Annotated in this window: 6 protein-coding genes; 2 read left to right on the top strand and 4 right to left on the bottom strand. The window is 60.2% G+C overall.

Going from position 1 to position 21,625, the window contains the following annotated elements:
- Window positions 1-33: 33 nt before the first annotated feature.
- On the bottom strand, window positions 34-4,758 hold the full coding sequence (locus ACQYWX_RS17610; RefSeq protein WP_431685775.1) for an SDR family NAD(P)-dependent oxidoreductase: 4,725 nt from the start codon (window positions 4,756-4,758) through the stop codon (window positions 34-36).
- Complete coding sequence (locus ACQYWX_RS17605; protein ID WP_431685774.1) at window positions 4,745-15,631, bottom strand: amino acid adenylation domain-containing protein; 10,887 nt, start codon at window positions 15,629-15,631, stop codon at window positions 4,745-4,747. Before ACQYWX_RS17605 ends, ACQYWX_RS17610 begins: the two co-directional genes overlap by 14 nt.
- A gap of 925 nt (window positions 15,632-16,556) precedes the next feature.
- Here ACQYWX_RS17605 and ACQYWX_RS17600 point away from each other — a divergent pair.
- Both ACQYWX_RS17600 and ACQYWX_RS17595 read left to right on the top strand, forming a co-directional pair.
- The gene (locus tag ACQYWX_RS17600; protein ID WP_127971198.1) at window positions 16,557-17,096 is read left to right on the top strand and encodes a YcjF family protein; all 540 of its coding nucleotides are present in this window, start codon (window positions 16,557-16,559) and stop codon (window positions 17,094-17,096) included.
- A 140-nt stretch (window positions 17,097-17,236) separates the two neighbouring features.
- Window positions 17,237-18,103, top strand: a complete 867-nt coding sequence (locus tag ACQYWX_RS17595) for a DUF481 domain-containing protein (protein ID WP_431685773.1) — start codon at window positions 17,237-17,239, stop codon at window positions 18,101-18,103.
- 87 nt (window positions 18,104-18,190) lie between these two features.
- Here ACQYWX_RS17595 and ACQYWX_RS17590 read toward each other — a convergent pair whose 3' ends face one another.
- Together ACQYWX_RS17590 and ACQYWX_RS17585 are read right to left on the bottom strand one after the other, a co-directional pair.
- Window positions 18,191-19,528 carry a DNA-processing protein DprA gene (locus ACQYWX_RS17590; RefSeq protein ID WP_431685772.1) on the bottom strand — a complete coding sequence of 446 codons (1,338 nt, stop codon included), beginning with the start codon at window positions 19,526-19,528 and terminating at the stop codon, window positions 18,191-18,193.
- On the bottom strand, window positions 19,528-21,624 hold the full coding sequence (locus ACQYWX_RS17585) for a RecQ family ATP-dependent DNA helicase (RefSeq protein WP_431685771.1): 2,097 nt from the start codon (window positions 21,622-21,624) through the stop codon (window positions 19,528-19,530). Before ACQYWX_RS17585 ends, ACQYWX_RS17590 begins: the two co-directional genes overlap by 1 nt.
- Between the last annotated feature and the right edge of the window lies 1 nt (window position 21,625).

Below are 21,625 nucleotides of genomic sequence, written 5' to 3'. Positions count from 1 at the left end.
GTCACCCAACACTCCCTTTGTCTGTCGTTGTCTTTATAGTTCTATTTCAACCCTCGTCGGCGCGTCCGCAGATGGCGCCTGACCGCTTTCGGCGCTGTTCCCGTCCGTTTTGTCACGGGTCAGCGCGGCCAGCTCCCGCACCGACGGACATTTGAAAAAATCCGCCAGGGACAGGTCCGCGCCGCAACGTTCGCGAATACGGGAAATCGCTTGCGTTGCGATCAGGGAATCGCCGCCGAGGTCAAAAAAATTGTCCTTTACGTTAAGGATCGGTACAGCCAGAAGTTCGCCCAGAATGTCGCACAGCATAAGCTCCGCGTGATCGCCGGGCGCAAGGTCACCGCTACTGCCGGGAGGTACTGAATGTGGCCGAGAACATGCTCCGGCGTCATGGCCGGGAGCTATTCTCCGGGGATGGTAAAGTCGGTAGAACCGAGACTTCAGCGATAGTGTGGATATCGCAACCTGGTGCTCTTCTTCCATCTGCAGCACAGCGTCGGATAGCCGCAATGCATGCTCAAGCGCCAAAAACCCTTCCTTTGAATCTATAGCATTGGCGGCCAATGCGGATTTGTCAAAAAATTCCTGCGCAATTTTTGCGTTCGCGCCCATGCCCAGGCCGCTGGCGCTATGTGGACGCCAAGCATCCCAGTTAAACGACAGCCATTTGGCGCCCTGCTTTGCGTCACTGCGGGTGGCGCACTGCGCGACTTCCAGGTCCATGACCAGATTGGCGGCGGCGTACGCCCCCATTTGATAGCCTCCCAACAGCGCCGCCAGCGAGGACATGCAGACCACCCGCCGCACCGGACGTTGCGCGGCCAGTCCGGCCAGAGCGCGCACGCCCTCGACCTTGGCCTGGATCATGGTTTCCCAGGTTTGCGCCAAATCGGCGTTGATGGGTTGCTCCTGGGCCTGGGACATGTCGGCGGCGGCGTGAATAAGCGCGTCGATGGCGCCGTAGCGGTCGCACAATTCATCCAGCAGCGCGCCCATGGCGTTGACGTCGGTGACGTCCGCCGCCGTGACGCTGACCGAAGCGCCCGCTTCGTGCAGGTCCAGCAGGGTTGCGATGGCGTGGCGTTGCTGGTCAGGCATTGATGGATCATCCAAATATTGCGGCCACTGCTCCGGTGACGGCAGAGGCGTGCGCGACACTAATCTGATATGACGCGCGCCGCGCTGCGCCAGACCTGTGGCGAGGGCGAGCCCGATTTTGCCAAGGCCGCCAGTGATCAGATAAACGCCGCTGTCGGCGGGCTCCTCGGCGGTGGAGCCTGCCGCTTTCGATTCACCGTCGATCCGACAGGGCCGCCATTCGCAACGCCACGCATGACGTCCGCGCAGGGCGACGATGGGCGGTCCGGCGTTAAAGTCCGCCTCTTGGTCAGGATCGGCCAAAGTCAGTAACGCCGGGGCCTGTCGCGCCAGGGTGGCGACGGCGGAAGCGTCTTGCACATCAAGCAATAGCGTGTGCAACGCGGGAAACTCCTGCCTTGCGCTCAACAGTGGACCCAATAGCGCGCCCCGTGCGGGACGCAAGGATTCCGAACCCAGCACCGACTGGGTTCCGGTGGTCGCCACGGCGACGAGCACGTCGGCTCGTAATGCGCCCAATTGCTGTAATAAGGCGCTCAGCAGAGACAGGTCCTGAGACGCGGTCTCATACTCTGCGCTGATTGAAGTTTGTGGACTCAGGTTGCGGGCGAACAGCACATGATCCGGCAACAGGTCATTCTCCGCCAGCAGGGCGAACAGCGCGGCGGGATCTTTGGCGGCGTCAGCGGGCAGGGCGATGGTCTGGCGCTGGTCGGGATGCTCGGCGTGGGGCGTCAGCGCGGTGACGGCGGTGTCCGTGACGGTGACCAATGTGTGCGGTCGATGATCTGACAGCCCCTGAATTAATGCGTCGGTAGTGGCGTCAGCGTCGGTCAGCAGCAGCCATTTGCCGCCCCTGGCGTTGCTGTTCGCCGTCCCGCTCAAACGGCTCCAGGAACGGGTGTAGAACCAGTCCTCCAGAGCCTGGCGTTCCTCGGAGAAGGCGTCGCCGGTGAGCTTGGGCGGATCAATCCAGTAGCGACGGCGGTCAAAAGGATAAGTGGGCGTGGGGACGAATTGCCCGTCCAGGTTTGCAAACAGGGCTGGGCGGTTGATGGCGAATCCTTTGCTCCACAGACGGCCGACGCACTCCAGGGCGCTTTTGCGCGAGTCCTGGCCGGGACCGGCGGCGAAGGTTGCGATAGCATCCCGACACATCTCCCCGGTTTGCGGCAAGGCGCCGGCGAATGCGGTCAAGGCGCGTCCCGGACCTACTTCCAGCAGAGTATCCACATGGGTGTCCGCGCACAGGGTCTGCAATCCCTGATAGAACTGCACCGGGCGTCGCAGATGCTGACGCCAGTAGTCCGCGCTGACGGCCTGCTCGGCGCTGAGACGCGCGCCGCTCAGGTTGGAGTAAACCGGCAGCCGCGGCGCCTGCAGCGTCATGGCGTCGAGCAGCTCGGCGAAGGCGTCCAGCATGGGCTCCATCATCGGCGTGTGAAAGGCATGGGAGGCCTGTAGACGGCGATAGCCGATCTGCGCTTCCTCCAGCGCGGCGGCGAAATCCTCCATGGGGCCGGGCGGACCGGCGAATACATTGGCTTGCGGGCCGTTGGCCACCGCCAGGGATACTCCCGCGCCGGCGTAGGCTTCCGCCTGCTGGCGGGTAATGCGCACGGCGATCATGGCTCCCGCGGGCATGCTCTGCATCAGGCGGCCTCGTTCCGCCACCAGACGCACGCCATCTTCCGGGCTGAACACGCCCGCCACGCAGGCGGCCACGTATTCCCCCAGGCTGTGCCCGATCACCGCCTGCGGGGTCAGGCCCCAGCTTTGCAACAGCATGGCCATGGCGTAATCGACGATAAACAGCGCCGGCTGCGCCAGCGCGGTTTGTTTCAGGTCTTTGTCTCCCTGTTCCGCGTCTGCGCCGCGGGGGCGGGTCAGCAACGGCCGCAGCTTTTGCGCAATAAGAGGCGGCGCGGCTTGCAGGCACTGGTCCACCGCCTGGCGGTAAACCGGATCGGACTGGTACAGCTCCGCGCCCATGCCCGCATACTGCGCTCCTTGTCCGGGAAACATGAAGGCCGCCGTCGGCGCGCTGTCCTGCACCCGCCGCCAGCTCAGGTCGTTGGGAAAACGCAGCTGCGCGATGGCTTCCGCGGGCGTCGCCACCGCCAGGGTTGCGCGATAGGGCAAGGCTTTCTTGCTCAGCGCCAGGGTGTAGGCGAGGTCGCCGAGCGAAGTCTGGGGTCGCTCGTCCAGATGTTGCGCCAGACGTTCCGCCACCTGATCCGCCGATTGTTCGCCGGCGGCGGACAGCAACAGTAACTGACTGGGCGCCGATTCGTCTTGCTGACGTGACGCGTTGCGGGGGGCGCGGGTTGCGAGAGGGGCTTCCTCCAGAATGGCGTGTACGTTGGAGCCGCCCATGCCGAAGGCGCTGACCGCCGCCAGTCGCGGCGCGTCTCCCCGGGGCCAGGATTCAGTTTCGCTGCAGACCCGGAAGGGCGTGCGCAGCCAGTCGATCTGAGGATTGGGTTGCTGGCAATGCAGGCTGGGAGGCAAGGTCTCGTAATGCAGGCACAGCACGGTCTTGATCAGACCAGCGACGCCGGCGGCGGCGTCCAGATGCCCGATATTGGTTTTCACCGAGCCGATGGCGCAACGGCGTCCGCCCCCGGGCGCGATGTCGAAAGCCCGCGCCAGCGCTTCGATCTCAATGGGATCGCCCAGATGGGTGCCGGTGCCGTGGGCCTCCACATACTGAATCGAACGAGGGTCGATATTGGCGGTGAGCTGCGCCTCCCGGATGACTTCCGCCTGTCCCTGCACACTGGGAGCGGTGAAACCCACTTTCCGACGGCCGTCGTTATTGGCGGCGGTGGCGCGAATGACCGCCAGCACGCGGTCGCCGTTCTCCAGGGCGTCGTCAAGGCGTTTCAGCGCCACCAGTCCCGCGCCGCTGCCGACGGCGGTTCCGTCCGCTTCAGCGTCGAACGCCCGGCATTGGCCCCGCGGTGACAGAATCATGCCGCTCTGGCTGCGAAAACCGCCGTGTTGCGGCAGTTGCACTGACGCGCCGCCGGCCAGGGCCAGGTCGCAGTCCCCCGCCAGCAGACTCTGGCAGGCCAGATACACCGCCATCAGGGAGGTGGAGCAGGCGGTCTGCACTCCCACGGCGGGACCGGTGAGGCCCAATTTATAGGCGATGCGGGTGCTGAGGAAATCCTTGTCGTTGAGCAGCATGGCCTGATACAGATCCGACACTCGGCGGGCGTCCGTATTCGGCAGCACATGGCGATAGAAATAGTTGGGCATGCCGCAACCGGCGAATACCCCGATGGGACCGGCGAACTCATCCGGATTGCAGCAGGCGCGCTCCAGGGCTTCCCAGGCGCATTCCAGCAGCAATCGGTGCTGCGGATCGAGCAATTGCGACTCTCTGGGATTCATGTCGAACAGGGCGGCGTCGAATCCGCTCACGTCTCCCAGCGCCGCCACCCGGCGCACGTAGTCCGGGCGCTGGTATTCGCTTTTCGACACGCCGGCGGCGTCCAGTTCCGCATCGGTAAGTTCGGCGACGCTTTCCACGCCAGCGACCAGATTGCGCCAGAAGGCCTCCGGCGTGTCCGCGCCGGGAAAGCGGCAGGCCATGCCGACGATGGCGATAGCGCTGTCGGCGCCGGCTTCGGGATTGTCTTCAAAGCTGTTCATTGGAACGCAGACTCCTTTGCGCTTCTTTGGCGTTGCGACGGCCCGCCAGTCGGTTGTTTTTGCGACGAGGCGCCTGGGACAGCGCGTCTTCCTCCGGCGCGGCGCTGAGCAGACGCGCGGTCGCCGCCACGGTGGGATTGGCGAACAGGTCCACCATCGCCACCGGACGTCCGAAGGCGTCGCTCAATTGACGCTGTACCTGGGCCAGCAACAAGGAGTGGCCGCCAAGGTCGAAGAAATTGTCGTCACGGCCCACGCGGGACAGATTGAGGCAGTGTCGCCAGATATCCGCCACCCGCCGCTCCACTTCCGACACCGGCGCGCCCCCGTCCATGGCGGCGACGCCTTCCGGTTCCGGCAGGGCGCGGCGATCCAGTTTGCCGCTGGCGTTCATGGGCAGACGCGGCAACGTCAGGATATAGGCGGGGATCATGTATTCAGGAAGCCGGTCCCGTAAATGGGTCTGCAGATCCTGAGCGCTGGGCGGCGGGGTCGCATCCTGGCGATACACCACATAGGCCGCCAGTTGCTGGCGTTGCGGGAACAGGGCGACGGCGCATTCAGCGATGGCGTCATGGCCGGCCAGCTGATTTTCGATATCGCCCAGCTCCACCCGGTGACCGCGGATTTTCACCTGCGCGTCCCGCCGTCCCAGATAGTGTAACTGGCCGTCGTCGAGCCAGCGGCCCAGGTCGCCGGTGCGATAGGCGCGGGAGGCGTTTAGCTCGGGCAGGGCGACGAATTTTTCCGTCTGCAATTCCGGGCGCTTGAGATAGCCGCGGCTGACGCCGGCGCCGGAGATCACGATTTCTCCTACGGCCCCTGTCGGCAAAGGCTGCCCCCAGGGATCAAGCACAAACAGACTGGCGCCGCGCAAAGGACGACCCAGCGGCGTGATCGCGGCTTCCGGCAGGGTGTTGCGTTGCAGGGCGCAGGCGCTGACGTCGACGCAGCATTCCGTCGGTCCGTACACATTGATCAGTGTGCTGTGGTGGTTGGCTTCATAAAAGGCGCGTACCAGCTCCATCGACAGGGCTTCGCCGCCCACCAGCAGGCTGTCCAGCGTCAGACGACTGGCCTGATCCGCGCCGGTGAGCATACCTAGCAGGCTGGGGGTGCAGTCCGCGCAGCGCACCTGTTCGGCGTTCAGTAAATCGGCGAGGCGGGCGGGATCGCGACGGCTGTCGGCGTCCACGATCAGCAATCGATGACCCAGCAGCAGGGCGGCGAAAATCTGCTGCACTGAAGCGTCAAACACGGTATTGGCGCACAGGGCGACGGCGATGGGCTGGTCGTAACGATGATAGACCTGATCCCACAGGGCGTTGACCAGATTGATGACGCTATGGTGCTCCACCAGCGTTCCTTTTGGCGCGCCGGTGGAGCCGGAGGTGTAAATCAGGTAGGCGAGGCTGTCCGGCCCAAGAGCGACCTGTGGTTCTTCGCTTGTGGCGGTGACGTCCTCCACGCACAGCCATTGCGCGGCGCCGAGGCCTTCCAGCGCGGCCATAGTCGGCATGATGGCGCGGTCGGTGACCAGGGCGGCGACGCCAGCGTCGGCCAGTTGCGCGCTCAAACGGGCGGGCGGGTGCGCCGGGTCCAGGGGCAGGTAACCGCAGCCGCTTTTCAGAATCCCCAGCAGACCGACTATGAGATCCACGCTGCGGGACACGCACAGTCCCACGGCGGCGCCGGCGGGCGTCCCCTGTTCACGCAGGCAGGCGGCGACGCCATTGGCGCGTTGATTGAGTTCGGCGTAACTGAGCTGGCGGGCGCTGTCCGAGACGGCGATTCGTTCGGGATACGCCTGCGCCATGTCGAGAAATCCGCTGACCAGATCCGGCGCCGTGAGTCTGGCTTCCGTGGGCGCAGCCTCGCAGGCGTTTTGCTCGAGCTGATGGCGCTCGTCCTGATCGTACCAGGGCAAGTCGGTCAGCGGCTGGGCAAGCTGGCCGGCCACACTGAGCGAGGACAGAATATGGCGATAGCGTTGGATCAAGCGCGCCACGCCGGTGCGGCTCCAGCGATTGGCGTCGTATTTCAGGAAACCCTGCAGGCCATTGGCGCTATCGGCGATTTCCAGGGACAGCTCAAACTGGCCTTCCTGCTGCGGCATGGGGAAGGGCGACAGTTGCAGGTCGCCCCAGTTCACCCGCAGGTTATCGTCAGTAGCCAGGAACAGGTCCAGGGTGGCGTTGTCGGTTTGCGGCTTCTGCATGATGAAGGTGGTTTTCACCAGAGACTGGCCCATGCCATTACGCTGCAAGCCCAGCCGCTCCACCAGCAGCGGCAGCGGATAGTCGCCGTGGGCGAGCGCGTCGAGCAAGGTGTTCTGCTGGTTGCGCAGGTAGTCGTCCAGGGACAGCTCGGGGTCGAAGCGGCTGCTTACCGGCGCGAGATTCACAAAGTCCCCCACCAGCGGCTGAAATTCAGGACGACTGCGTCCGTGCACCGGCGTGGCCACGATAACGCGTTGCTGTCCGCACAGGCGGTGCAGCAGCAACTGATACGCCGCCAGCATCAGGCTGAACAGCGTGGTTCCCCGTTGTTTCGCCAGGGTGCGCAGCGCTGTGTCCAGTTGCGGGGCGAGCTGAAAGTGGATGGATTCGCCCACCGCTTTCTGCGCCGCTCCCTGGCGGGGAAGGTCAGCCGGCAGATTCAGTTCGAAGTCGGCGTCCGCCAGAGCGTCTCGCCAGTAATGCCAGAGCTGCTCGCCGCGTTCCGTGTCCAGCATGGCGTTTTGCCAGCGCACGAAATCCACCTGGGAGTGAGTCAACGTCGGCAACGCGGCCTGTTCCGGGGCGACGCCTGCACGGCGCGCCTCGTACAGCGCTTTGAGCTCATCCAGAATCACCCACAGCGACCAGCCGTCGCAGACCGCGTGATGGGCGGTCAGCAGCAGCACGCTGTCCTGAGCGGTGACGAACGCGCAGGCGCGCAGCAGGGGCGCGCGGGACAATTCGAACGGCGTTTGATAAGCGCGCCGCACTTCCTGATACAACGTGGAAGCGTCAAGGTCATGGGCGTTCACCACCTGTAAGGGGATCGCGATATCGTCCCGAGCCTGCTGGCGCGGTTTACTGTCCACCTGAATCGCCGTGCGCAGCGCCGGATGGCGGCGGGCGATCCGATTCAGCGCGGCCTGCAGGAAGGCGTGATCCTGCTCTCCCGCAAAACCGGCGCGCAGGCGGGCGGCGAAGGAGACATTATAGGCCGGGCTGGTCGGGTCCAGTTGATGCAGGAACCATTGCGCCTGCTGGTTGTAAGACAGCTCCCAGGGCGCGCCGCAATCCAGGGGCGCGGGCAGGGTTTCCGGCGCAGTGGAAGCGCCTTTGTCCGCGTCACGCTCAGTAAGCCTGTCAGCGACGCTCTGCGTGAGATCGTCCAGACCATTGCTTTTCAGGATGTCGACGATGCTGACGTTGGCGTTCAGGTTTTTCTCAATGCGATTGCGCAACTCCACCGCCATCAGCGAATCCAGCCCGTATTGCGTTAAAGGCGCGGCAGGGTCGAGGTTGTCCGGGTTCAGTCGCAACACGGCGGCGGCCTGCTCGGTCAACCAGCGCAGCAGCGCCGTCTGGCGCTGTTCCTGGGGCTGGTCGAGCCAGTCCAGGGACGCTGGGTTTTCCTCTGCTGTGTTACTGGCGGGCGCGTCAACCTGTACGGGCTTGAGCCCTTGTAAGTACAGACTGTCCCCGGCGTAAGCCGCTAAATTGGGATCTTCTGGCGTGACGCCGATGACGGCCTGGTTCGCCGCCAGTAGCGCAGGCGTCAGCGCCACGCAGGCGTCTGGCGTCAGACCCACACTAGCGGTGTTGTTGTCTCTTTGCGCCCGCGCCATCAAGCCGATTTCACGGAATGCGCCCCATTGCACGGACAGCGCCAGCTCTCCCTGCGCGCGCCGTTGCGCAGCCAATCCATCCAGCCAGGCGTTGGCGGCGGCGTAGGCCGCCAGACGGGGAGACGGCAACGCGGCGGAAGTGGAGGAGAACAGCAGCAGAAAATCCAGAGAGCCGACCGGGAAGCAGCGGCGTAGCGTTTCGCCGCCGCAGATCTTGGCGGCGATTTCCCCGCGCAGCGCCTCCCGATCCAGCGTCTCGACAGCCATGGCGTGGGCGACGCCGGCGGCGTGTAACACGCCGCGAATGGCGGGTTGCTGTTGCTGATATTGATGCAGCCAGGAGGAGCAGGTTGCGCTGTCGCTGATATCTATGGCGGCGATGCTGACTTGCGCCCCCAGAGTTTCGATCTCCCGAAGCTCGGCGACGCGTCGTCCGTCGCGAGAGTCCGGCGACAATTGCGTCCAGTCGCAGCGTGGCGGCAGACCGTTACGTCCCATCAGCACCAGCCGTCGCGCCCCGTGCTCAGCCAGCCAGCGCGCCCAGCACAGCCCCAAGTCTCCCAGGCCGCCGGTGATGAGATAACTGGCGTCGGCGCGCAGAGAAAAAGTCCGACTTTGGCCGGCGGTGAGATCGGTGCGACCCAATGTTGCGCGATAGATGGCGCGGTGGCGAATCGCGAACTGAGCGTCTGCGCCGCTGTCCTGATCCAGTATGGTCTCCAGCAACAGGCGCTGGTCTTTAGCGGACGTTTCTGTATCCAGGTCCACCATGCCGCCCCAATGATTGGCCCTCTCCACCGCCAGTGCGCGCCCAAATCCCCATAGCGCAGCGGCGTAGGGACAGACCGCGGCGTCCGTCTCCGTCACCGCGTAGGCGCGACGGGTCAGCAGCCAAAGCCGGGGCGCGTCCTCGTCGTCTTCCTCTGCGGCGGCCAGGGCTTCAAGAATGGCCTCAAGCTGTTCCACCAGGTTGTCCAGCAATTCGTCTGGTTCGGCGGTGTCTTCAGGAATCTCCGGCGCGATGCAGAGCAGGACGGAGCCATAGCGACGCAGCGCCAATTGAGAGGACCCGTTGGCGAAAACCGCGTCGGCGTCAAAATCAGTTTGACGATCCTCCGTGAGCGTTTTCTCCGGCGTTGCGGGGATCTCGGTCCGTTCCCAGGTCAGCTTGAAGGAGAACGCCTGTTCGTCCTCGGAGTTGCGTCCCGCCGCGGCGTCGAGGAAGCTGAAGCGTAAGCCTTCCACTTCCGCCAACAGGTCGCCGTGATTGTCGAAAATGGCTAACGACCCGCTGAGCAGATGCTCCGACGATGCATTCTGCGGCGTCAGGCGGGCGCGCACCCAATAGCTATATTTGCTGAAATTGCGTAAAAATCGCAGATTTTGTACGGAATGTCCGACAAATGCACCTTTCTCGTCGCCTCCTAGCGCCGCCAGGGTTTGTGCGCAGGCGTCCAGTACGGCGGGATGCGTGCGGTAGGCGTCGAGCTGTGCGGCGGTCTCTTCAGGCGCCTGAATCAGCGCCCAGGCTTCCTGTTGCGATGCCCAGATGCGTTGAATGCCCTGAAACTGGCCGGACCAGTCATTGCCCCGTTGGCGCCATTGCGCGTAGAACTGCTCCCCGGACAGGCTGCTTTCATATTGGGCCAGCGCGGCTTCAGTAGGGAGCTGGCGCAGTGGTTCCTGATGCTCGGCAATGTCCTGTCGACTGACTTCACAACTGGCGTGGAGTCGCCAGGGAGCCCCGTTCTGATCACGCCCATCGCGACGAGCGAATATCCTGATCTGCGCGGCGTCCGCGCCTGTTTGAATAAACTGAGTCTGCAGCCGCCAGTGGTCCAGATTGTCGACGACCAGCGGCGCGAGGAATTGCATGTTGCGGCAGAGCGCGCCGGCGTCCGGCCAGTGTCGTCCTGCGGCGGACAGGGCCATGTCGATGTAGGCCGCGCCGGGGAATACGACGGCGCCGCTGACTTTGTGTCCCGCCAGAAAAGCATGCGCGCTGGCGTCGAGATGCTGGTCGTACAGGTCGCCCGTTGGCTCCGCCAGCGAGGTGGCGCGACCCAGTAGCGGATGGCCATCGGCGACCCGGTCAGTGCTCCCGTGAGATTCCTGATAGTTCTGCGGCCAGTAACGATGACGCTGGAAGGGATAGCTGGGCAGCGCGGCGTCCCGCAGACGGCGGCGTCCCGGCAGCGTGCGCCAGTCCGGCGCGCCGCCATGGCAATACACGCGACCCAATGCGTTGAGCACGGAAGCCTGTTCGTCTTCGCCATAGCGAATGCTGTGCACCCAGGCGGCTTTGCTGTCCGACAGGCAACGTTTGCCCATGCCGCACAGACTGGCGCCGGGGCCGATTTCCAGAAACAGATCCACATGGCGATCCGCGGCGGTGAGCATGCTCTTGCGGAATTCCACCGGATTCATGGTGTGCCGCAACCAGTAATCGTGTTCGAAATCTTCCGCTTCGATGAAGTCGCCAGTGACGTTGGACAGCAGGGGAAATTGCAGATGTCCCAGCGGCGTCGACTCCGTCACCTTGCGCAGATCCGGCAGAATGGGAGCCATCATCGGCGAATGAAAGGCGTGGGAAACCTGCACGGACTGGAAGCGAATGTCCTGTTGGGACAACAGAGGGCGTATCTGCGCCATGGCTTCGCCGCGACCGCTGATCACGGTGAGGTCGGGTCCATTGTCCGCCGCTATGGCCAGGGCGACGCCGGAATCCTGCAGCAGCGCTTCGACTTTGTCCCGAGGCGCGAACACCGCCAGCATTTCTCCGGCGGGGAGGGACTGCATCAGCTCGCCGCGCCGCAACACCAGCTTCATGCCCTGTTCCAGGCTGAACAGACCGGCGGCGTGGGCGGCGGCGTATTCGCCTACACTGTGCCCCAACGCCAATTGCGGCTGTACGCCCCAGGACATCCATAGCCGCACCAGCGCCGCTTCGCAGGCGAATAACGCGGGCTGGGTGAAACGGGTTTGATGGATGCCGGAGTCCGGGTCGGCATTGAACATCAGCGTCAGCAGCGATTGCCCCAGCAACGGCGCAGCCACCGCTTCACAACGGTCCAGGGTGTCCCGCACCACCGGCTCGGTCTCATACAGACGCCGCATCATGCCGGGATACTGGGCGCCCTGACCGGAGAACAGGAACACAATCACCGGAGCGTGTCGGGCCACGCCGAGACTCAGATTCGGCGCTTCCTGTCCTTGAAACGTCTTGAGCGTTCCGGCGGCGTCCTGCGCGCTCTGTGCGCTGAGAGCCAGGCGATAGGGCAAGGCCTCCCGGGCGTTGTTCAGCGTATGGCAATAGTCCGCCCAGCCAGCGCCGTTAGTCAGTTGGGCGTTGGCGTGCAAGGTCGTCAGATGTTCGCCATGACGGCGCGCCAGCGCCTGTAGCGCCTGGGCGTCGGCGGCGGATAGCGTCAACAGGCGATAAGGCGCGTCATCCCCTTGCGGCACGGTGGCTGCAGCCACGGCGTCGGAAGCGGATTCGGCGGGCGCATCCACTATTCCTTGCAGCACGACGTGGGCGTTGGAGCCGCTGAAACCGAAAGAGCTGACCCCCGCCAACAATTCTCCGTCCCAGGGCTCGCTGCGCTGGGGTAAGCGAAACAGGCGCTCGTCGATATCAATCAGAGGATTGCGTTGGCGCAGATGCAGGCTGCCGGGAATCACCCGGTGTTTGAGGGCGAGAGCGGTTTTGATCAGCCCGGCCACCCCCGCCGCCGCCTCCAGATGGCCAATATTGGTTTTGATGGAGCCGATGCTGCATGGGTGGTTCCCGTCGCGATTTTCTTCCAGCACCTCCCGCAGGCTGTTCACCTCAATGGGGTCGCCCAAGGCCGTGCCGGTGCCGTGGGCTTCCACATAACGGATGCGGCAGGGCTGCACTTCCGCCTTGAACAGCGCGGAACGGATCACGTCCTGTTGCGCCTGTCCATTGGGCGCGGTGAGGCCGTTGCTATGGCCGTCCTGGTTCACGCTGGAGCCGCGGATCAGGGCGTAGATTTCATCGCCGTCCCGGCGCGCGTCCGCCAGACGTTTCAGAATCACAACTCCGCAGCCTTCGCCGCGCACGTAACCGTCCGCCTCGGCGTCGAAGGTTTTGCAGCGACCGGTCGGGGACATCATGCGTCCCTGGGACAGGGAAATAGTGCCTCCGGGCAGCAGGATCAGGTTGACGCCCCCCGCCAGCGCCAGGCTGGATTCGTTGCGGCGCAGGGATTCACAGGCCTGATGAACCGCCACCAGGGAGGACGAGCAGGCGGTGTCGATGGTCATGGCGGGACCGCGTAAGTCCCACAAATAAGATAGGCGCCCAGACGCCACGCTGGCGGCGGCGCCGGTGCCGGTGTGCATGCGAATGGCGTTGCGGTCTGCGTAGCTGATGCGTTGAAACTCGGTGTTGCAGACGCCCATAAATACGCTGGCGTCGCTCCCGGCTAAAGCGCTGACCGCAATGCCCGCGTCTTCCAACGCCTCCCAGCAGACTTCCAGCAGCAGGCGTTGCTGAGGGTCCATGGTTTCCGCTTCCCGGGGCGCGATGCCGAAGAATTGCGGGTCGAACTGGTCAATGTCATCCAGAAAACCGCCCCAGCGGGTGTTCATGCGCCCGTCGACGCCGGCTTCCTGATGATAATAGGCGTCGCTGCTCCAGCGCTCCGGCGGCGTCTCGCGAATCGCGTCCACGCCCTCGTTCAACAAGCGCCACAACGCCTGTGGACTGTCCGCGCCGGGGAAACGGCAACCCATGCCGACAATGGCGATGGGGTCGTTGCTTTCAAATGGCGTGGCTTCCACGTCCACCAGGCGCGCATTTTTGCGCTTCACTCTGGTTGCGCCGCCGTTGTCTTTGGGGTTTGGCGACCCGCTGGCCAACGTGGCGACAAACGCCGCCAGCCGGGTGATATTGGGATGCTGATAAAACAGGGTGGGTGGCGTGGCGACGCCCGCATAGCGCTCCAGTTCGCCGCTCAGTGCGACCACGTGGCGGGAGGCCAGCCCGAAGCTGGCGAAATCCGCGTTAGGGTCAATGTCGGCGGCGGGCAGGGCGGTGATCGCCGCCAATTGTTGGGTTAACCAGTCGGCAATGTCTTTGGCGTTAGGGCTTTCCGTCGCGATGACGGGCGTTGTGGCTTCAGTGGCGGCCTGTGTTTGAGCCGGTGTCGCAGCCTGCGCTGTTGTATCGCTCTGGGCGCCGGCGCGCCATTGATAGATCGGCTGTAGCGAACCGTCCAGCCAGGCTTTGCGATTGGCCTGACGCTGGATTTTACCGCTGGTGGTCTTGTAAGCCTGCAACGGCTTTAGCAGGGCGATGGCGTGCACCGGCAGCTCGTGCTCTTGAAACACCGCCTGACGAATGGCGCGCGCGACGGCGTCGCCGTCCAGCTGACGTACGGCGGTGCGTTTCACTTCCTGCACGATCACCAGACGCTCCTCGCCGTTGATATCCACGGAGAAGGCGGCGCCGTTGTCGGCGGTCAGGTCTGGATGACTGGCGAAAACGGTCTTTTCGATGTCCTGGGGATAGTAATTAACGCCGTCGATGATCAGCAGATCCTTACGGCGGCCGGTGATGAATAACTGCGCGCCATGAATGAATCCCAGGTCGCCTGTGCGCATGTAAGGGCCGGCATATCTGCCCTGCGGGTCGGCGAGATGCGCGTCGAAGATGTCGGAGGTGGCCTCCGGCCGCGCCCAGTAACCGCTGGCGATGGAAGGGCCGCGCACCCAGATTTCGCCGATTCTGTCCGGCAGACAGGGCGTCCGCGTCGTTGCATCCACTATCAGGCTCTTGGTGTCCATGTCCACCCGCCCGGACCCGACCAGGGGCGTGGAGCCCGGCGCGCCGGCGGCGACGATTTTCACTTCGCCCTGGGACAGCGCCTCCCGCTCCACATGCAACACCGTGGGCGGTTCGGATATAGGGGTGATGGAAACTTTGACGGTGGCTTCCGCCAGACCGTAGCTGGGGGAGAGGGCCTGATAGTCGAAGCCGCAATCGCTGAAGGCGGCGGCGAAATCCCGCAGGGTTTCATAGCGTACCGGCTCCGCCGCGTTGCAGGCGGCTTGCCAGCAGGATAAGTCCAGATCCTGCTTTTGCTCGGCGCTGATTTTATCGATACAGAGCTGGTACGCAAAATTGGGCGCGGCGCTGTGTGTGGCGCGGAAGTCGGAGATCGCCTGCAGCCAGCGCACCGGGTTGCGGATGAAGGTCGCCGGCGCCATCAGGTAGCAGATCGAGCCTGCGTACAAGGGCGTCAGAATGGCGTAGATCAGCCCCAGATCATGAAAGTGCGGCAGCCAGCTCACCACAATGGAGTCGGCGTCATGGTCGTAGCAGCGATGCAGTTCGTCGAGATTCAGAATCAGGTTGCGATGGCTCACCATGACGCCTTTGGGGGCGGAGGTGGAGCCGGAGGTGTATTGCAGAAACGCGAGATCGTCCGCGTGCAGCGATGCGGGTTCGCTGTCCTCGGTATTGTTCTCTCTGTTGCTCTCTCTGTCGTAAGCGCCGTTGTCTGTTGCGGCATCCGCCGGGTTTAACAGACTTGCGTCCACCGTGAGCCAGACCGCTTCCCGTAAACGTTTGTCGCCGGCGTCCGCATCCGCGATGGCGGCTGCGACGGAGTCATTGGCGAGGATGACGCGGGCGTCGGCGTCGTCGAGAATGCTGTCGAGACGCTCTGCGCTGCGGTTCTTTTTCGGCGGATGCATGGGGATCGCGGTGACGCCTGCGTACAGGCAGCCGAAGAAGGCGGCCAGAAATTCCAGTCCGGGATGAAACAGCAGCAAAGCCCGCTCTCCGGGCTGGGCGTGACGTCGCAACAAGGCGGCCACGCGTCGGGCCTGTCGATCCAGTTCGGCATAGGTGAGCGGGAAACGGGCGTCGCGATCTTCGGTCAGGAAGACGAAAGCGTCGGCGTCTCCCTGAGTGATCGCATGAGACTGCAACGCGCGACTGATGTCGGCGTAAAACGGACGGCGAGCGGCGTCTGTAACGCGGCGAGTAGTATCTGTAACCATGATTCGATGTCGTAATTTATTATTTTTAACCGACGCATGGCGCACGCCTCCCTACCGCATAGAGGCCCACGGCCAAAACGCCACGGGACGACTTCAGGCTACTTCCGGTAAAGCCTTCTAATATTTCTTCATAGCGACGGCGTGATTGCCTGGCGCGTTAACGCCACCCGGGTGAAAAAATATTGGAAAACACGACCATGAAGCCCATTGAGGGAATCACGGCGAGGTCTTGACGAGGTGCTTGTCCGCCTGGGCGAAGACAACGATCAGGCCGACGATGGGGGAGAATAAAAAGGAAATAAAAAAGTTTAAGGTAAAGCCGAACTTCTTATTTTTGCCAAGGAACGCCACAAATAAGCATACAAGCAGATATAACAGGACGTGAAGCATAATTATTCTGATCCTTTTCCATGCCTTTCTCTCTCCCCGGCGGAGAGACGATTCAATCCTAAGTAACGGCTATAGCATGTAGGGCTAACTCCAGCTGCAGTCAAATGGTAGACCCAAATTATGACGATATCAATTAAGCAATTAAAAATAATGCCGCAGGCTTGGCGATGGGCCTGGCGACCCATTTGCGCGACGGTTTGGCGGGCGTTATTCGAAAAATCGGGAGGCCGGCGTGAAAGCCTTATATGACAGGGGATTTGCAGAATTGAAATATAGCGACGGCGGCGCTGAAACAGGGCGCGAATGCACAAAAAAAGTACTTGCGGGCCTATAGGTATTGAACTAGTCTCAGTACGGACACTTCGGAGGTCCAGGACTTCTTTTTGTATATGTTGTTTGTTTTATTACTATCGCTATCAGCGGCGGGAAATAAAATAGTAACGATATATATAACCGCCCGTGAATTTGTATTTGATGTTTTACGGACGTATATACCCTGCGTAAGTCTAATAATCATCAATATGGGAACATCAGTATGGCTGCAACAGCAACTAAAGAAGACACAACAGAAACGGAAGTGAATGTAGAAGAGCGTTTGGCGGGCGTGCGCGCAATGACCAGAAAGTACGTGCTGGGGTCAATGGGCATAGGGCTGGTGCCGATTCCTGTAGTTGATTTCGCCGGTTTGACGGCGCTGCAGTTGAAAATGCTGCACAGCATGTCAAAGACTTATGAGATCAAATTCTCCCAGGACATCGGTAAGTCATTGATTGCTTCTCTGGTCGGCTCTGCGGCTCCCGTTCCTATTGGTATGAGCCTGGCCAGCCTGACCAAGGTGATTCCGGTCATCGGCACAGTGTTGGGCTCCACCAGCGTGGCGATTATGGCGGGCGCCTCTACTTATGCGCTGGCGCGGGTGTTCATCCAGCACTTTGAGTCCGGCGGCAACTTCCTGAACTTCGACCCTGAAGCGGTGCGCGCGTTCTACGCGGAAGAACTGGAGAAGGGCAAAGCCTACGCGGAAAATCTCGGCAAAGACGACAAGACCGCTAAAACGGCCACCGCCAAGGCGTAAGCCGGACGCTGATCGTTTTATCGAACTGACGCGTTCACTCTGACCGCATATTTTCCCGGCGTGCATTCGCGCGCCGCGGACATGCCTGCGCGCGCCCGGCGCGCAGGTCTCCCTGGTATTCTCTGGAGCAAAGAAAAACAATGGAAAGTTCCTCCGGCGTCGCCTCTCTGTCTGTCTTTTTCCCAGTCTTCGCCCTGATGTTTTCGTCTTTTGTCGTCGCTGACGAGTCCGCCTCAACATCCACGATGACTGCATCAGCCCAGTCCGCTCAGGATAAAACCCAGTCCGTTCAGGACAAAACCAAGTCGCCCTTGAGGAAGATGCTGAATATGCCGGACGCCCTGACCATCGGCGCTTCCGCCAGCATTACGTCCAGTAAAGGGCAGACGGATTACGACAGCCGCACCTATGTGCTGGAAGCCAGTTGGACCACGACCAAGAACATCATCTCGACCTATAACCAGATCCAACGCAGCGAGACCGGTCCCCAGGTGTTATCGGACAAAAAAAGCAGCGACAACTTCTGGCAGTACAACTTCTCCGAGCGCTATTACCTGCTGGCGGGCTATCGTTATTCCACTGATGAAATACAACTGGTGGACAGAGAGCACGAAGTGTTTCTGGCGCCGGGATTTTATCCCTATCGCTCCAAGACCTGTCGGCTGAGCACGGCGGCGGGCGCGGTGTACCTGTCCCAGGACTACTCGCAAACCGCCATCCTGGTGGGTGAAGATGCGCACGAAGAAAGCTGGCGCTACGGCGCCTACGAAGCCTTTGACTGCGCGTTGATGGGCGGAGCGCTGAGTCTGTCCCAGAGCGTGATTTACTCGCAGAATAAAGAAGACAGCGACGACTATCGCTACCGCTCCATGATCGGCGCCTCCGTTCCCATGGCGTATGGACTCTCCGTCAGCGTCAGCTATAACGTGAGTTACGACAACCAGCCCAAGTTCGGCGTGGATAAGAAACAGGCGGACCTCACCACGGCGTTGTCTTATAAGTTTTGATGGCGGCGGGACCTTACTTACCCAGGTACCGTGGTTTTGAGTGATTCGACCATTTTTTGCATTCGCGCTTAGGTGTTACTGCCTGAATCAGTTTTTCTCTAGTATTTGATAGCTTCCAGGGCGGGGGAGTTTTTTGATCACTCCTTCATTCTCTGCACGCTTCAACCAGTTACCTATTTGTGACTTATGTAGTCCTGTACTCTCGATAAGCATATCAACGGTGGTCGGTAATTTCGCCAGTCGCTTGAGTTCTATAACGAAGAGTTGATAAAAATCCACTGAACTTGATGATGGATCATCAGTATCTGTAATCTGTTCCGAGCTGGTTGTACTGTCGGCTTGTTCATCGTTACTCAGTGTAGAGTGTTCTGTATTGGAAACTTCTGTTTCTAACTTTGGCTCTGCGCCTGAAAAATATTCTGGTGGCGTATGCCTTGGAAAGGCGTCAATTTGATGCCCTTCTTTTATTTGGTTTGGAGCACTGACATCATTTTTCACTAGATTAGTGATATTTAAGCTTTGTGCATCGGCACTCAGCCAACGGCCTCCCTTCAATACTAAATCAGAGTTTGCTGCACTTTTATCATTAGTGGGTTTAACCCACAGAGGCACCCATGAGTTCTTCAAGTTTTCCTCTGCCCCATTGATTGTTCCGCCTTTTTTGCCTGAGTGAATCACAAGAGAGCTGTCTGCTAGACAGTAGATGTATTTATTGCGGGCCATAGCATTACCCACATTAAAACCAGCTTCGGGGTAGAAAGGGGATACCAATACTACGTGACCATCCATCAGGCCCTTACGCCATTTGCTGTTGGTAGCCGCTTTTAATAAGCTATCCGCCAGTACTCCGATAACCATACCACCTTGTTTTATGGCCCCCAACATCGCGGCCTCATCTACACCTCGCGCGCCACCTGAGACAATGGCCATACCCTCCGTCGCCGCTTTAGCGCCTATTTGATCGGTAAACAAAAGGTCTGTGTCACTGGTACTACGAGAGCCAATCACCGCCAAACCTCCCGCATTTAGTAAGGCTTTATTGCCGCAGCCAAACAACACAGGAGGCGAGTCCGTTTTCAGTCGCAGCTTTAAGCGTCTTGGGTATTCTCGATCAGAGCGGGTAACCACCCAGAGGCCAGCCCGCTGCCATTTTTCCATTGCAAGCGCGAGGCTATGGCCACGATTAAGCAGTTCCACGATCCGATCCATACTAATTTGCGCATCGTGCCAGCCATTAAGAAACGTTTTCGAATCGCTAGCTAGCAGGTCGGCTGGCGTCTTTGACTTCTCTTTCAGCCACAAGGCGAATCTGCCCCATTCCGCATTGGTAAGGGGCTTAGCATTTTCACTGCTGCCCTTAGAAAAGTAACTGGTCAGCAGTAAGGTAGCTTGGGCTGTTTTAGACAAGGAGCCGGATATATTCATTAATCTTTCACCGAAGATGAAGCAAGCGCTACGGGATACACTACACCGCTACCTGCCTGTTGTAATAGCGCAGCGATGACCGTCAGTGTCCAGCCAGAATCCACGATGTCATCTATCAATAAGACTGGTGTAGCCGGTAGCTTCTGGTTAATCGTAAATGCCCCATCCAGGTTTCGGCACTGATGGAAGCGATTCCGCTGACTTTTTTGAGGCTGGTTGTCTTTGACTTTACTAACCACATCCAAAAATGGTAGCCCCAGCCGAGTGGCCAAGCGACGTGTAAAATCCGGCACCAATTCTGGATGGTTACGTGAAGGTACGCAACAAAGCCACTGAGGTGATGGGGTAGGTTGCCAGCGCTCTTGAATCATTTCAGCCATGGCCTCTACTAACTCGTCACTGAAGAGCCCTGCATGTTTGTTGTCTGCAACCGTACGCCCCCAGCCAGCATCACCCCAGCGTGATAAGACGCGCCCTTCTTGCGCACGAAGATTTTGCGGCAGGTTGCCTCTAAGCCCGTATTCCAAAAACGCGTTAGTTGCGACCTGTGCTTTTGGAGAAATAACCATTTCTGCACGTTTAAGGAAGACTCCGGCTCTATGCGCCAATGCTGGATCAATGGCTACGTTGATAACTGGGTGACTTATGCAAGATGAACACTTTCCACAGGGAGCTGGAGCAAGATCATCTAAAGCCCTGCGAAGGAAGGTCATTTTGCAGTCAGTATCCTCCAGATACCGCTGCACCTCTTGCCATTCTTGAACACGTTGTCCAGTCAGATGTGTAATCCGAGTATGGTTCATTTGATAGTGCACAGGTGTTCTGGCCCAGCGGCTACCGTCTTTGATAACTGGTGCGGGATTTTCCACACATAGTAACTTAAGTACCTTTTCAATCTGGGCATGACTTAGGTTAGTCTGTTCTTCTATATTACGAATAGATAAGCCATCGCTGCTGGTCAATGCTTGTAAAATCTCATTGACCTGAGCTTCTGATGGAAATGCAGATTCTCTGAAGAATTCGTGGATATTCTGATCTTCCACTCCTGACATCAGCACACCCACGGCATAATCAATACCTCTTCCTGCGCGGCCAACTTGTTGGTAGTAGGCGATGATAGAGCCAGGGGCTTGATAGTGAATCACAAAGCCCAAATCTGGCTTGTCATAGCCCATACCCAAGGCAGTAGTCGCCACTAGAACCTTTAATTGATTATTGAGCAACAGCTCCTCCAGATGTTGGCGGTAAGCATTGCTATTCTCGAAACCATCAGCCTCAGCACTGCCGTGATAAGCCTTGGCATCAATGCCATTAGCGCCTAACCACTCTGCTACCTGTTCGGAGTCGCGCACTGTTAGGGTGTAAACAATACCTGTACCGGGTAAAGTTGGTATCACTTGAGCTAACCACGCCAAACGTGAGGCCTGATCGGGCAGTATCATAGTCTGCAGTGCAAGGCTTTCGCGAATCAATGGGCCGCGTTGTATCTGGATATCGCCAAGCTGGGTTTGAATGTCTTGTATCACCCGGTTATTTGCAGTGGCGGTTGTACCTAGCACTGGCATATTGGCAGGCAGTTGACGCAGAATATTTACGATACGGCGATAATCCGGGCGGAAGTCGTGGCCCCAGTCAGAAATACAGTGCGCCTCATCAATCACCATTAAGGCGATACGGTCGGCAATTGGCTGTAACACTGTTTCGATAAAGTTATCATTGGCGAGCCTTTCAGGTGAAATCAACAAGCAGTCGATTTGATTATTGAGAATGCGTTGAGTGACCGCCTGCCAATCTGCGATATTGCTGGAGTTTATTGTTTCGGCTTCAATTCCCAAATGCTGCGCCGATTCAATTTGGTTGCGCATCAGGGCTAGTAAAGGCGAGACAATAATGGTTGGCCCCATGCCACGGTCGCGGAATATTTTCGCGCTGATAAAATAAACTGAGCTTTTACCCCAGCCGGTGCGCTGCACCACGAGTAGTTTCTGCTGATGATTGACTAGTGCATCTATGGCTTCCCACTGACCATCACGGAATTCTGCTGTGGGATTAGCTAGGGCGGTTTGTAATAATTGCTGGGCTTGAGGTTTGTTCATA

Origin of the sequence: Hahella sp. NBU794 (assembly GCF_050749805.1) — a bacterium.
GTDB lineage: Bacteria > Pseudomonadota > Gammaproteobacteria > Pseudomonadales > Oleiphilaceae > Hahella.
This window is presented reverse-complemented; position numbering and strand designations above follow the sequence as displayed.